Source organism: Mesorhizobium sp. M7D.F.Ca.US.005.01.1.1, assembly GCF_003952545.1.
GTDB classification, from domain to species: domain Bacteria; phylum Pseudomonadota; class Alphaproteobacteria; order Rhizobiales; family Rhizobiaceae; genus Mesorhizobium; species Mesorhizobium loti.
Window position 1 is genome coordinate 1,973,192 of sequence record NZ_CP034453.1, and the last position, 12,889, is coordinate 1,986,080.

The 12,889-nt window shown below is 62.8% G+C and carries 12 protein-coding genes and 1 tRNA gene; 5 read left to right on the forward strand and 8 right to left on the reverse strand.

All coding sequences use genetic code 11. From position 1 onward, the window contains the following. Positions 1–4: 4 nt before the first annotated feature. Positions 5–1,669: a VWA domain-containing protein gene (locus EJ076_RS09385; RefSeq protein WP_126067701.1), complete on the forward strand. Its 1,665-nt coding sequence runs from the start codon at positions 5–7 to the stop codon at positions 1,667–1,669. A 67-nt stretch (positions 1,670–1,736) separates the two neighbouring features. On the opposite strand, the gene EJ076_RS35110 is transcribed toward EJ076_RS09385, so the two are convergent. After that, a complete protein-coding gene (locus EJ076_RS35110; protein ID WP_164548584.1) occupies positions 1,737–2,525 on the reverse strand; it encodes a dihydroxy-acid dehydratase in 789 nt (262 codons plus the stop codon). Here EJ076_RS35110 and EJ076_RS35115 point away from each other — a divergent pair. Both EJ076_RS35115 and EJ076_RS35120 read left to right on the forward strand, forming a co-directional pair. Next, positions 2,505–2,626 (forward strand) — tRNA-OTHER (locus EJ076_RS35115). The two genes, EJ076_RS35110 and EJ076_RS35115, sit on opposite strands and share 21 nt — an antisense overlap. A 19-nt stretch (positions 2,627–2,645) precedes the next feature. After that, positions 2,646–3,509: a hypothetical protein gene (locus tag EJ076_RS35120; RefSeq protein ID WP_164548585.1), complete on the forward strand. Its 864-nt coding sequence runs from the start codon at positions 2,646–2,648 to the stop codon at positions 3,507–3,509. Positions 3,510–3,631: 122 nt separating this feature from the next. Here the strand turns inward: EJ076_RS35120 and pgl are convergent, their stop codons facing one another. Together pgl and zwf are read right to left on the reverse strand one after the other, a co-directional pair. Next, a complete protein-coding gene (gene pgl, locus EJ076_RS09395) occupies positions 3,632–4,348 on the reverse strand; it encodes a 6-phosphogluconolactonase (RefSeq protein ID WP_126067703.1) in 717 nt (238 codons plus the stop codon). Beyond that, a complete protein-coding gene (zwf, locus tag EJ076_RS09400; RefSeq protein ID WP_126067704.1) occupies positions 4,330–5,799 on the reverse strand; it encodes a glucose-6-phosphate dehydrogenase in 1,470 nt (489 codons plus the stop codon). Before zwf ends, pgl begins: the two co-directional genes overlap by 19 nt. Before the next feature lie 315 nt (positions 5,800–6,114). Here zwf and EJ076_RS09405 point away from each other — a divergent pair, with 315 nt between their 5' ends. Next, the gene (locus EJ076_RS09405; protein ID WP_126067705.1) at positions 6,115–6,861 is read left to right on the forward strand and encodes an SDR family oxidoreductase; all 747 of its coding nucleotides are present in this window, start codon (positions 6,115–6,117) and stop codon (positions 6,859–6,861) included. A gap of 112 nt (positions 6,862–6,973) precedes the next feature. On the opposite strand, the gene EJ076_RS09410 is transcribed toward EJ076_RS09405, so the two are convergent. The 4 genes from EJ076_RS09410 to EJ076_RS09425 all read right to left on the reverse strand — a co-directional run bounded on the left by EJ076_RS09410 (position 6,974) and on the right by EJ076_RS09425 (position 11,446). Then, entirely contained in the window at positions 6,974–7,837 is an 864-nt protein-coding gene (locus tag EJ076_RS09410; RefSeq protein WP_164548586.1) for an SH3 domain-containing protein, read from the reverse strand. A 363-nt stretch (positions 7,838–8,200) separates the two neighbouring features. Continuing rightward, positions 8,201–9,487: an FAD-binding oxidoreductase gene (locus EJ076_RS09415; protein WP_126067706.1), complete on the reverse strand. Its 1,287-nt coding sequence runs from the start codon at positions 9,485–9,487 to the stop codon at positions 8,201–8,203. A 98-nt stretch (positions 9,488–9,585) separates the two neighbouring features. Next, positions 9,586–9,954, reverse strand: coding sequence for a four helix bundle protein (locus EJ076_RS09420; RefSeq protein WP_126067707.1), 369 nt, complete (start codon positions 9,952–9,954; stop codon positions 9,586–9,588). Positions 9,955–10,009: 55 nt separating this feature from the next. Beyond that, complete coding sequence (locus EJ076_RS09425; RefSeq protein ID WP_164548587.1) at positions 10,010–11,446, reverse strand: glutamine synthetase family protein; 1,437 nt, start codon at positions 11,444–11,446, stop codon at positions 10,010–10,012. A 164-nt stretch (positions 11,447–11,610) separates the two neighbouring features. Here EJ076_RS09425 and EJ076_RS09430 point away from each other — a divergent pair, with 164 nt between their 5' ends. Then, complete coding sequence (locus tag EJ076_RS09430) at positions 11,611–12,327, forward strand: HAD family hydrolase (RefSeq protein WP_126067708.1); 717 nt, start codon at positions 11,611–11,613, stop codon at positions 12,325–12,327. A 71-nt stretch (positions 12,328–12,398) separates the two neighbouring features. Here EJ076_RS09430 and EJ076_RS09435 read toward each other — a convergent pair whose 3' ends face one another. Beyond that, a complete protein-coding gene (locus tag EJ076_RS09435; protein WP_245463073.1) occupies positions 12,399–12,806 on the reverse strand; it encodes a response regulator in 408 nt (135 codons plus the stop codon). Positions 12,807–12,889: the final 83 nt, after the last annotated feature.

Below are 12,889 nucleotides of genomic sequence, written 5' to 3' on the forward strand. Positions count from 1 at the left end.
ATCGATGGCGGGACTTGCACGGAGCGTCGCTGCGGCGATCCTTCTTTTGTCGATGACGACACTCGGCTTTGCCGCAAACAAGGTCATCATCATTCTCGATGCTTCCGGCTCGATGTGGGCGCAGATCGACGGCAAGCCCAAGCTCGAGATCGCCCGTGAATCGCTGAGGTCCGTGCTTCAATCGGTCCCCGCCGAGGACGAGATCGGCTTCATGGCCTATGGCCATCGCGAAAAGGGCAGCTGCGACGACATTCAGTTGATCGTGCCGCCACAGGCAGGTTCTGCCAGCGCCATTTCGGCCGCCGCCGACAGCCTGAAATTCCTCGGCAAGACGCCGCTGACGGCGGCCGTCAAGCAGGCGGCCGAAGCGTTGAAATACACCGAGGACAAGGCGACCGTGGTGCTCATCACCGACGGGCTCGAAACATGCGGTGGCGACCCTTGCGCGCTTGGCAAGGAGCTTGAAGCATCCGGCGTCGACTTCACCGCCGATGTCGTCGGCTTCGGCCTCACCGCCGATGAGGGCAAGCAGATTGCCTGCCTCGCCGACAACACCGGCGGCAAATACATCCAGGCCTCCGACGAGAAGGCGCTGCAGGAGGCGTTGGTCGAAACGGTCGCGGCACCGGCGCCTGCACCCGAACCAGCGCCGGCACCTGCACCGGCGCCAGCGCCCGAGCCTGCCAAGCCGGAATTCAATCTTCTGCCGACCGCGGTGCTTGCCGAAGGCGGCGATCCTGTCACCGACGGAAATGCCTGGGAAATCTACAAGGCGAAATCCGATGGCACGCGCGGCGACAACGTCACCACCGAATACGGCGCCTACAAAGGCAATCTGGAGCCGGGCGACTACATCATCGTCGCGCGCGACGGTGAGGCTAAGACCGAACAAAAGCTCAAGATCGAGGCAGGCCAGGTCTACAAGCCGCTGTTCACCCTGAATGCCGGCACGCTCATTATTCATCCGCGACCAAGCGCGGGGGCGGATGTTGTCGACGGCGCGGCTGTCCTGATCGACTACCCGGGCGCCGATGCGCCCGCGACCTACTATGGGACCACCAAGATCGTGTTGCCGGCCGGCGACGAGAAAGTGACTGTTACGATCGGCCAGGGCGTGGCTACCGAAACGGTTCCGCTCGCTGCCGGGAAAACGGTCGAAAAGGACATCATCGTCGGCGTCGGGCATATCGTTGCCAACGCCTACTATACCGCTGGCGGCGACAAGGCGGACGGTTCGGGCATCGGCCTTAAGGTGTTCAAGGCGAAGAAGAAGATCGACGGGACCAGGGAAGAAGTGACCTATGCCTATGGTCCCGACAGCAAGTTCGATCTGCCGCCGGACGACTATGTTTTGATCGCGACGGTCGAGTTGGCAGAGGTCGAGCAGCCGTTCACGGTGAAGGCCGGTGAGTCTCAGGATGTGAAAGTGGCCATGAATGCCGGCGTGCTGGCAATCACCGCGCCCGGCGCCTCGAAGATCGAGATTTTCGAGACGAAGAAGGACATCAACGGCAACCGCAAGTCGATCGGCTATAACTACGACGCGAAGTTCCAGACCACGCTGCCGGCCGGCGACTACGCGATTGTCGCCGACACCTCCGACAACGGCTCAAAGGAAGGCACGGCTACGGTCAAGGCCGGCGAACGCGTCGAGGTCACCGTCAAGTAACTGCCTTAACCCCGTGAAAAAGGGCGGCCACGAGCCGCCCTTTTTCATGGGCAAGATGGTGATCCCATCAAGCCGTGCCGAAGGCGCTGGCGCCATGGTCGGCGCGGCCGACCAGTTGCCGGAACCCGGCGAAAAGCTCGCGGCCGAAACCGAACTCGTTGCCGATGAGGTCGGCATCCGCCGTCCGGCGAAGCGCGAAGTCGCCGGCCGGCACCAGCACTTCCAGCGTGCCTGCATCGGCGTCCAGCCGGATAATGTCGCCTTCGTGGATCCTCGCGATAGGACCCTCCTCGACCGCTTCCGGCGTCACGTGGATCGCTGCCGGCACCTTGCCGGAGGCGCCCGACATGCGCCCGTCGGTGACCAGCGCCACGCGCTGGCCGCGATCCTGCAGGATGCCGAGCACGGTGGTCAGCTTGTGCAGTTCCGGCATGCCGTTGGCCTTCGGTCCCTGGAAGCGGATGACGGCGATGAAATCCCCGGTCAGCATGCCGGCCTTGAACGCTTCATTCAGCCCTTGCTGGCTGTCAAAGACCTTGGCCGGCGCTTCGATGATGCGCCGCTCCGGCTTCACGGCGGAAGTCTTGATGACGGCGTGGCCGAGATTGCCCGAGAGCACTTTCAGGCCGCCTGTCGCCTGGAATGCCTTGTTGAAAGGCGCCAGCACCTTCTCGTCGCCGCTTGTCCGCGGCGAGGCTTCGCGCACGACGCTGCCGTCGGCGCCAAGCTTTGCTTCGACAGCATAGGGCCGCAGGCCTTCGCCCCAGACCGTCTGCACATCTTCGTGCAGGATGCCTTCGTCGAGCAGTTCGCGGATCAGGAAGCCGAGCCCGCCGGCGGCGTGAAAATGGTTCACGTCGGCGAGACCGTTCGGATAGACCCGCGCCAGCAGCGGCACCGCTTCCGAAAGATCGGAAATATCCTGCCAGGTGATGGCGATTCCGGCCGCCGCCGCCATTGCGATCAGGTGGATGGTGTGATTGGTCGAGCCGCCGGTGGCGTGCAGGCCGACGACGCCGTTGACGATCGAGCGCTCGTCGATCATCCGGCCGACAGGCGTATAGGCGTTGCCGAGCGCGGTGATCGCCAGCGCCCGCTTGGTCGCCTCGCGCGTCAAGGCCTCGCGCAGCGGCGTGCCTGGGTTGACGAAGGACGCGCCCGGCGTGTGCAGGCCCATGATCTCCATCAGCATCTGGTTGGAATTCGCCGTGCCGTAGAAGGTGCAGGTGCCCGGTCCATGGTAGGATTTGGACTCGGCCTCCAGCAGTTCGGCGCGTCCTGCCTTGCCCTCGGCATAGAGCTGGCGGACCTTGGCTTTTTCGTCATTGGGCAGGCCGGTCGTCATCGGCCCGGCCGGAATGAACACCGCCGGCAGATGGCCGAAGGTGAGGGCTGCGATCACCAGCCCCGGCACGATCTTGTCGCAGACGCCGAGATAGACGGCGGCGTCGAACATGTTGTGCGACAGGCCGATCGCCGCGGCCATGGCGATGACATCGCGCGAAAACAGCGACAGCTCCATGCCGGGCTGGCCTTGCGTGACGCCATCGCACATTGCCGGCACGCCACCGGCCACCTGCGCGATGCCGCCGGCTTCGCGTGCCGCGTCCTTGATCAGCGCCGGAAAGGTCTCGAACGGCTGATGCGCCGACAGCATGTCGTTGTAGGAGGTGATGATGCCGAGGTTCGGCACCTTGTCCGCACCCAGCGCCAGCTTTTCCGAGGGGCTGCACACCGCAAAGCCGTGAGCAAGATTGCCGCACGACAGCACGGCCCGGTTGGCGGTGCGGTTCGATGCCTCGGCGATGCGGCTGAGATAGCGCTCGCGGCCTGGCTTTGAACGCTGGCGGATGCGCTCGGTGATGGCTTCGATGTCGCGTCTGGCGGTCATGGTGTCGGTCCTTTCAGGCGAGGTCCCGGAACACAATCCGGCTGTCCGCCGGGACCCTCAGCAAGTTCAAATCAGGGGGCCCAGAAAACCTCTACGGGCTTGTGTGCGGCGTCGAGCACGGCGCGGATTGGCTTTCGCGGTCCAGGTGCCACCGCGCTGTCGAAGGCGGTGCGCTTGTCCTCGCCTTCGATGTGCAGCGCGATGAAGCCGGCATTGACGATGCGCGCCAGCGACAGGGTCAGCCGCGGCTCGCCCGCACTTGCCGCATGAACCGGCAGCACGATCCTGTCGGAAGACGGGTCGAGCAGCGTTGCCAGGTCGTCGGCATCGGGAAAGAACGAGGCGGTGTGGCCATCCGGCCCCATGCCGAGCACGACGACATCGAGCGGCCAGGGCAGGGACTGGAGCGCTGCATTGTCGGATGAAGCCGCATCCTCGATGCTGGTGGCTTCGTGATAGAGCGGCACGAAGCGCGCCGCCCTGGCCGCGTTCTGCAGCAGATTGGCGGCCACCAGCCCGGCGTTGGAACGCGGCGAGGAGGCTGGCACGAAACGCTCGTCGACCAGCGTCACGATCACCTTGTCCCAGGCGATGGGTATCGCCGAAAGGGCGGCGAAGAATTTTGCCGGCGTAGTGCCGCCGGAGACGGCGAGCAGCCCTGTGCCGCGCTCGGCTATTGCCTTGGTCAGGCGGCCGGCAACATGACCGGCAAGGGCGGCCGCCAGCTCCTGGCGCTCGGCGAAGCCGTTCCAGCTATAGGCGGCGCTGTTCAATTGCTCTCGTGCCATGTCCGCCCGTCACGTTCGATCAGCGCTATCGAGGCCGAGGGACCCCAGGTGCCTGCCGTATAGCCCTGCGCTTCCTGTCTGGCGCTTTCCCAGGCGTTCTGGATCGGGTCGATCCATTTCCACGCCGCCTCGACTTCGTCGCGGCGCATGAACAGGGTCTGGTTGCCACGGATGACATCCATGATCAGCCGCTCATAGGCATCCGGCGCGCGGCCATCGAAGGATTGCGCGAAGCTCATGTCGAGCGAGATCTGGCGCAGCCGCATGCCGCCCGGACCCGGGTCCTTGATCATGATGAACTGCTTGACGCCTTCGTCGGGCTGCAGCCGGATAACCAACTGGTTGGCGAAGATCGGCCCGGCGCTGTCGCCGAAGATCGAATGCGGGATCGGCTTGAATTCGATGACGATTTCCGAAACCCTGGTCGCCAGCCGCTTGCCGGTCCTGAGGTAGAACGGAACGCCCGCCCAGCGCCAGGTGCCGATCTCGGCCTTGATGGCGACGAAGGTCTCGGTGTTGCTGTCGTGGGCAAGCTCCTCGACATAGCCCTTTACAGCTCCGCTGGCCGAGGCGCCTGCGCGGTACTGGCCACGCACGGTGTGCTTCGGCGCCTCGTTGCCGTTGATGCGCTTCAACGCCCGCAGCACCTTTAGCTTCTCGTCGCGCACCGCGTCTGCATCCATCGACGACGGCGCTTCCATGGCGACGAGGCACAAGAGCTGCAGCATATGGTTCTGCACCATGTCGCGCAGCGCGCCGGCCTTGTCGTAATAGGTGACGCGGTCTTCCAGCCCAACGGTCTCGGCCACGGTGATCTGCACGTGGTCGATATGGGCGGAGTTCCACAGCGGCTCGTACAGCGCGTTGGCAAAGCGCAGCGCCATCAGATTCTGCACCGTCTCCTTGCCGAGATAGTGGTCGATGCGGAAGATCTGGCTTTCGTGGAAATCGTCGCCGACCAGGTCATTGAGCGCTTGCGCCGAGGCAAGGTCGCGGCCGATCGGCTTCTCCAGCACGATGCGGGAGTTCGGCGTGATCAGATTGTGCTCTTTCAGCTTATGCGAGATATCGCCGAACAGCGTTGGCGCCACCGCCAGGTAGAAGGCGCGGATGCGGTCGCTGTCGCCGATCGCCTTCTTCAATTTGTCGAATCCGGCCCCGCTTGTCGCATCGGCCGAGACATAAGAGAGGCGTGCCAGGAAGGTCTTCAGTTCCTTGGCGTCGATATCGGCCGGTTTGACGTGCTCGGAGATCGCCTGCTTGGCGAAGGCCTGGAATTCCTCATCGCTCATCTTCGAGCGTGACGTGCCGATGATGCGCGTCGGCTCGGAGAATTGATGGTCGCGCTGGCGATAGTAGAGCGACGGCAGAAGCTTGCGCTCCGACAGATCGCCGGTGCCGCCGAAAATGATGAAGTCGAAAGGGTCGACGGGGATGATCTGGCTGGTCATGGTCTGTCCGCTTTGACGCCGGTCGCTGTGACGCGGCTGATATAATCTAATCGATTTAAATTTTCCAGTGCCATGGTGTCACATCTGGGTGTATGCGCCTGCCCCTTGACAGTCCGATGACCTGGGGGCTTGTCGACAGGCGCGGCTCCGGAAGCCTTCGCAGTTGCAGCATAGAGCGGGATCGAGGCGAAAGCCAAAGGAGAAATCGGCAATGACCGCACATCTTTCGACCAATCCGGTCAGAAGCCGTGGCTTTGCGCAGATGAGCGCCGGTGGCGCACTGGTAGACCGTCACCAGTCATGAGCGGGAAAAACATGCGTCTGGAAAACAAGGTTGCCGTCATCACTGGTGCCGCGTCGGGCTTTGGCGAGGGCATCGCCAGGCGCTTTGCCGAGGAGGGCGCCAGGGTCGTTGTCGCCGATCTCAATGCCAAGGGTGCGGAGCGCGTCGCCAGCGATATTGGTGAAGCGGCGATCTGGACCCAGACGGATGTTTCGCTGCGCTCCGAATTCGACGAGATGGTCTATGCCGCCAAAAGCGCCTTCGGCCGCATCGACATCATGGTCAACAATGCCGGCTACACCCATCGCAACGGCGACATGCTCAATGTCGACGAGGAAACCTTCGACCTGATCACCGCGGTCAACATGAAGGCGATCTATCACGCGGCGCTGGCCGTGGTGCCGATCATGGAGCGGCAAGGCGGCGGCGTCATCCTGACCACCGCCTCCACCGCAGGTCTGCGGCCGCGACCGGGTCTCACCTGGTACAATGCGTCGAAAGGCTGGGCGATCACCGCCACCAAATCGATGGCGGTGGAACTCGCGCCGAAGAACATCCGCGTAAACTGCCTCTGTCCGGTTGCCGGCGAGACCGGCATGCTGGAGAAGTTCATGGGTGCCGATACGCCCGAAATCCGCGAGAAGTTTCGGGCATCGATCCCGCTCGGCCGGCTTTCGACGCCACTCGACATTGCTAACGCAGCGCTCTGGCTTGCCTCGGACGAGGCGGCCTTCATCACCGGTGTGGCGCTCGAGGTCGACGGCGGCCGCTGTATCTGAAAGCCTGGTGTATGTCGCCCAAAAGTGCGAAGCGATTTTGGGGCAACGACATGCACCAAAACAAGAGGTACGCCAACGCAGCCAGCGTTTCGGCGACAGGTTGCGGTGGCTGTCAGGCGCCGGTCTTGATGTAGCTCTTGTAGACCCAGCCGGTCTTGCCGTTGTAGGTGATCTGGCACCATTGCTTGCAGCTCATCACCTGCACCGAGGTTCTCGCCGGCACCGTGCCGATGGCGGCGGCATTTTTCTTCGGGCCGCTTCGCATGGTCACGGTCCTCAGGATACGCCCCGTTCCGGCGGCTGCGAGCTTCCTGGGCTTCGCCTTGGCCTGGCTGCCGTCGCTTTCCGCCGCCGCGGGCTGCTGCTCCGGCACTTGCGGCTGCACCGTGGGGATGGCTGCGGTTTGTGCGCCATCGGGATGGCTGCCCGCCGCTGCGGTCGGCGCGGCAACCTTGGCGAGTTCGGTGCTGGCATCAGTATCGGCTGCCGGCTGCACGAATGCCGCCGTCGGCTTGTCCGGCGCCTGTTCGGCCTGGTTCGCCACCTGGCTGGGAGCAGGCGCGTCCGAAGCGGATGCAGCCTTCGGTTGCGAACCGGTCCAACGAGGATCGTTGGCCGCGAGCGCTTGTACGTTGGTTTGCGCGGCCGCCACACTTGGTGAAACCGCGTCGGACTTGCGCGCCTGCGGCACGGCCGCCGCAGCGACTGCGGCCCCCACCGGGGCGATTTTCGTCGTTTTCACCGGAATGGTCGGAATGGTCTGCTCGGGGCTCGCGGCCGCCTGCCTGTCATTGGCCGGCAAAGCCAGCCACAGTGCCACCGCGGCGACGCCAAGCAGTGCGGCGGTGCCGATCGCGGCGATCACCAGATGCGAATTCGAACGGACTTCCTGCCAGAAGGACGGCCGCATGTCATATCCGAACTGCATGGCAAAGCGCCGACGTTCCGGCGTACCGAAACTGAAGGGCTCTCTCACTCTTGCCACCTCCATAAGCGGGCCGATGTTCTTTCGATCGAATGCCAAGAACCTGGCGCCAGATCTGCATCGGTCCCAAGAAACCAAAGCGGGCAAGCCCGCAGAATTCCCCGTCAGTCGCCCACAACCGGCATCTTTTGCCGGCGATTGTGGCATCACTACGCCTTCCCTGCGATTCTGCACCTTTGCCGGGGATTCTGCAATGTGCCGCTACGGCAACAAATATTACAGCAATATTACAGGAATTCAGAACGATCCTGTCCAGCCTGAGGCAGGACCCCGAAAATGGCTTCAGGCCCTCGCCAAAAATCATGCCAACCAGCAGATGGAACCGATCCTGTTTCCGTCGGGACGGAACAGGCTCTATATCCTGTCCCGTAGCGCAAACCAGTTGAGCGCCAGGAACAGCAGTGGCGTGCGGAAGCGCCGGCCGCCGGGGAACTGCGGGATTTTCAGATCCTCGATCAGCTTCAGCCGGTCGCGGTTGCCGGCAACGGTTTCGGCATAGAGCTTGCCGAAGAAGTTGGACAGCATGACGCCGTGGCCGGAATAGCCGCCGGCCGAGATCACATTGGGCATCACTTCGCGCACGAACGGCTTTCTCGGCACCGTGATGCCGACATAGCCGCCCCAGCCATGCGTGATCTCGACATCCCTGAGCGCCGGATAGAGTTCCGCGATCTGGCGGCGGATGTGGATGTGGATGTCCTTCGGATCGTTGACGCCATAAACCTCGCGTCCGCCGAACAGCAATCGCCCGTCCTTCGATCTGCGGAAATAGCGCACGACGAAGCGGGAATCGTCGACCGCCTCGCCGCCCGGCAGCACGTCTGAGTCCGCGCCCAGAGGAACGGTCGCGCCGATGAAGGAACCGATCGGCATGATGTGCGCCGCACTCACCGGCTCGAGCGTGCCGCCATAGGCATTGACTGCGATCAGGCATTTCTGCGCGGTCACCGTGCCTCTCGGTGTCGAAACCTTGACCTTGCCGCCATTGGAAAAGATGCCGGTCGATGGGGTTCCCTCGAACAGCTGCGCGCCCGCTTGCGCTGCCACCCGCGCCGTGCCGATCACCAGCTTCATCGGGTGGATGTGGCCAGTGCCGGTGTCGCGCGTGCCGCCGAAATAGGCGGTCGAGCCCAGCCGCTCCGCCGTCTCCCTGGCATCCATGAACGAAATATGCGGGTAGGAAAAACGGCTCGCCATGGTCTCGGCATGCGCCTTGTAGTCGTCGAGGTAGCGCGGCTTGTGCGCCACCGAGAGCTGGCCCGGCATATAGTCGATATCGATCTGGTTGGCGGCAGTGAATTCGAGGAGATGCGTCTTCGCCTCTTCGGCGAGATCGAACAGCGCCTTGGCGCGGGAGAAACCATACTCGGCTTCCAGCTCCTCTGCCCAGGCGCGTTGGCCGGTGCCGAGCTGACCACCATTGCGCCCCGAGGCGCCATCACCGAAGCGATACGCCTCGATCAGCACGACATTGGTGCCCGCCTTGGCCAGATGGGTTGCCGCCGACAGACCGGTAAAGCCGCCCCCGATGATGACGACATCGCATGTCCGGTCGCCATCCAGCGCCGGGTATTCAGGTCTCGGGCCGGCTGTGTCCTCGTACCAGGAGCGGCCGGGGGAGATCGGGGATTGGTAAGGCATGAGAAGTCCTAGGGCAGTAGGGCAGTAGGGCAGTAGGGCAGTAGGGCAGTAGGGCAGTAGGGCAGTAGGGCAGTAGGGCAGTAGGGCAGTAGGTGGGGCTATTCCGGTGACAGTTTTCGGATCAGAAGCCGCAAGAGCGTTCCTACGCTCTCACTGCGGGTCATCAATGGTTCGACCGTCCCGTGCGAGGCGATTCCGACGCGTTGCGCGATCAGCAGGATGGGTCTCCAGTTCCTTGAGGGATCCCTGGCGATCCTGAGAAATTGCTGATAGGAAGCTCGGCTTTCGCGCCCGTAACCTTCGGCAATGTTGGCGGGAACGGAGGTGGCTGCACGGCGTACCTGAGTCGTCAGTCCGTAGAGCTCATCCCTTGGCCAAGCTCTGGTTGTTTCGTAGATCGATACCGCCAGATCCATAGCTTGCTGCCAGACAATTAAATCCCTGTACGATTCAATCTTGGCTGCCATCCTTGCCCTACTGCCCTACTGCCCTACTGCCCTACTGCCCTACTGCCCTATTCCCCTACACGTTGAGAAGCAGATACTCCCGCTCCCACGGACTGATCACTTCCATGAAAGTCTCGAATTCCGCGCGCTTGATCGCCGCATAGGTCGCGGCGAACGACTTGCCCAGATGCGCGCAGAGTTCCTCGTCGCCCTCGAACAGGTCGACGGCTTCGAGCAGGCCACGCGGCAGGTCGATCTCGTCCGCATTGGCGGTGGTCAGCACCGGAGGCTCGGCCTTGATCTTGTTGGTGATGCCGATCAGCCCGCAGGCAAGCGATGCCGCCAGCGCCAGATAGGGGTTGGCATCGGAGGACGGGATGCGGTTTTCGACGCGCCGTGCCGCCGGATCCGAGCGTGGCACGCGAAACGCCGTGGTGCGGTTGTCATAGCCCCATTTGTTGTTGACCGGCGCCGACGCCGCCTGTGTCAGCCGGCGGTAGGAATTGACATAGGGCGCGAACATCACCAGCGCGTTCGGCACATGCTTCTGCATGCCGCCGATGAAATGGAAGAAGGCTTCGGTTTCCGAGCCGTCCTCGGCCGAAAAGATGTTCTGTCCAGTCTTCTTGTCGATGATCGACTGATGGATGTGCATGGCGGAGCCGGGCTGCCCCTGGATGGGCTTGGCCATGAAGGTGGCATAGATCTCGTGCTTGAGTGCTGCCTCGCGAATGGTGCGCTTGAACATGAACACCTGGTCGGCCAGTTCGATCGGGTCGCCATGGCGCAGATTGATCTCCAGCTGGCCGGCGCCTTCCTCGTGGATCAGCGTATCGATCTCCAGGCCCTGGCTTTCGGAGAAATGGTAGATGTCGTCGATCAATTCGTCGAATTCGTTGACGCCAGCGATCGAATAGCCGGCGCCGCCGCCGATCGCGCGTCCCGAACGGCCGACCGGCGGGGTCAGCGGATAGTCCGGATCGGGATTCTTGCGCACCAGGTAGAACTCGATCTCGGGCGCCACCACCGGCTTCAGGCCGAGCTTGTCATAGGCAGCCACCACACGCTTCAACACATTGCGCGGCGTGAATTCGACCGAGCGTCCGTCCTGGTGGACGAGATCGCAGATGACCGCGGCCGTAGGGTCTTCTTCCCAAGGCACCACTGTCAGCGTCGACAGGTCCGGCATCAGTTTGAGGTCGCCGTCGTCTTCCGGGTAATGGAAGCCGTTGCCATCCTCGGGGTAGCCGCCGGAAATTGTCGTCATGAAGACTGCCGACGGCAGTGCCAGCGAGGTGTTGGAGGTGAATTTCTTCGATGGCATCATCTTGCCACGCGCGACGCCTGCCTGATCGGGCGTGATGCACTCGATGTCCTCGATGCCGCGCCATTCCAGCCAGGCGCTGACTTCCTTCCAGTTCTTGACGCCCCGTTGGTTTTTCACGAAGGCAGGCGTGCGGGCACGTCCTCCGCGGCTCGACGGACGGACTTCCTTTTTTGCAGGCGGCATCATTCACCAGATTGGGTTGCGGATTGTGGAGTATAGCCGTGCGCCCCTATGGAAGGGAAGGGGAGCCGCGTCGGGCATTGGCTGACGCGGTTGAAAATCGCTCCAATCGGCTTAGTTTCGGCCGTCCCAATTCCAATCGAGGCCCCCAATCTTAATCGAGAAATTGAATGCGGCGCGACAACAAACTGACGACGATCGGCTTCGACGCCGACGACACCCTCTGGCAGAACGAGCAGTTCTTCCGCCTGACGGAAAAGCGCTTTGCCGCCATGCTTGCCGATCATGGCGAAGCGGAGCACATCTCGGCACGATTGCTGGAGGCCGAAAGGCGCAACCTCGCCGTCTATGGCTTCGGCATCAAGGGGTTTACCCTGTCGATGATCGAAACGGCGGTCGAGGTCACGCAAGGCCGCGTGCCGGCATCGGTCATATCGGAAATTCTCAATGCCGGCCGCGAGATGCTGAGCCATCCGATCGAGGCCCTGCCGCACGCGCGCGAGACTGTCGAGAAGCTTGCCGGCGCATTCCGCCTTGTGCTGATCACCAAGGGCGACCTCTTCGACCAGGAGCGCAAGCTGACTGGCTCTGGCCTGGGCGATCTGTTCGATGCGGTCGAGATCGTCAGCGACAAGAGTGCTGCCACCTATAGCAGGCTCTTCAGCCGCCACGGCGATGGTCCGGCGAAAAGCATGATGGTCGGCAACTCGCTGAAGTCGGACGTGGTGCCGGCCATCGAGGCCGGCGGTTGGGGTGTCCATGTGCCGCATGAACTGACCTGGGTGCTGGAGCATGTTGAGGCGCCGGCTGCCGAACCGCGGTTCCGCCAGATATCCGATCTCGGACAACTGCCCGGACTGGTTGAAAGCATCGTGAGTGCAGGCTGATCGCCGGATCCAGCTATTTGTTTTCGCATTTCCGGACGGAAAACCGCCGACACACTTTTCCTGCAATTGCTCTAGCGGCCGATCAGGCGATCGATCACCGGTTGCAACCGTTCGGGCGTGATCGGCTTGGCGACCACTACGTCGATGATATCTGACAGGCCCAGGCTTTCCGTCGTGCCATTCTTGGTTGAAAGCAGGATCACCGGTGGCTGTGATTTGCCCGAGGCCCGCCGCAACGCGGCGATGCTGGACATCAGATTGTCGCAGTCCTTGTTGTCGGCGCCGCCGTCAAGGACAACCGCGCCGGGAATGAGGGACCGCAAGATCCTTGCCGCCGTGTCGGGAGATTCCGAAATCGGCTTGAGCCCGGATCGCTCGACGATCTTTGAAATCACCACGCGATTGACTGGCGATCTGCCGACGACAAGCACCTGCGACGGATCACGGATCGTCTCGGTGCTTGAATCGCGGGTCACCAGATTCGGATGTCTTGGAGTCTCGCCTTCGCGATTCACCGGGCACACAAGTCGGCCAAGAAGCTCGCCCCTATTTCAATGCAGAG